The organism is Hungatella hathewayi WAL-18680, from assembly GCF_000235505.1.
Lineage (GTDB): Bacteria > Bacillota > Clostridia > Lachnospirales > Lachnospiraceae > Hungatella_A > Hungatella_A hathewayi_A.
In genome coordinates, this window is record NZ_JH379044.1 from 1 (window position 1) to 541 (window position 541).

The following is a 541-nucleotide window of genomic DNA, read 5'->3' on the forward strand; positions in this document are numbered from 1 at the left end:
CCATCCCGAACACGATGGTTAAGACGTAAGCGGCCGATGGTACTATATTGGAGACGATATGGGAGAGCAGGTGGATGCCGGATTTAATTAAATAAGATTGTAAGGGAAAGCGCTAAGCGCCAGATACTTACTGACATATAACCGGGGCTTATAGCTCAGCCGGTTAGAGCGCACGCCTGATAAGCGTGAGGTCGGTGGTTCGAGTCCACTTAAGCCCATTGGGATTATTGGTGTCCATAAACTCTCGGAAGGGAGGAAAGGCCCACTTAAGCCCATTTACCGTGTAGAACGTTGTACGTTCGGCGAATTTTTAACCGTTAAGGAGCCACACGGTATTACATGTACCTTGAAAACCACATATTGAATATATCTAGAAAGATTTGAGTACAGGAAACTGTATGAGAATCGTTCAAGACATCCGAGGTGATATAAGAAGCGATTCTTATATCCAAACAAACAAAACTCGTTGAAGTAGTCTTAACGTAAGACGAACCAACAAACCTAAGACCAGAGATTCAACGCTATGAATCTTAGACAGAAG

At 43.8% G+C, this 541-nt stretch carries 1 tRNA gene; it reads left to right on the plus strand.

Features of this window, described 5'->3' with window-relative positions:
• The first annotated feature begins 144 nt into the window (after positions 1–144).
• Positions 145–218 (plus strand) — tRNA-Ile (locus HMPREF9473_RS25855).
• Positions 219–541 lie beyond the last annotated feature (323 nt).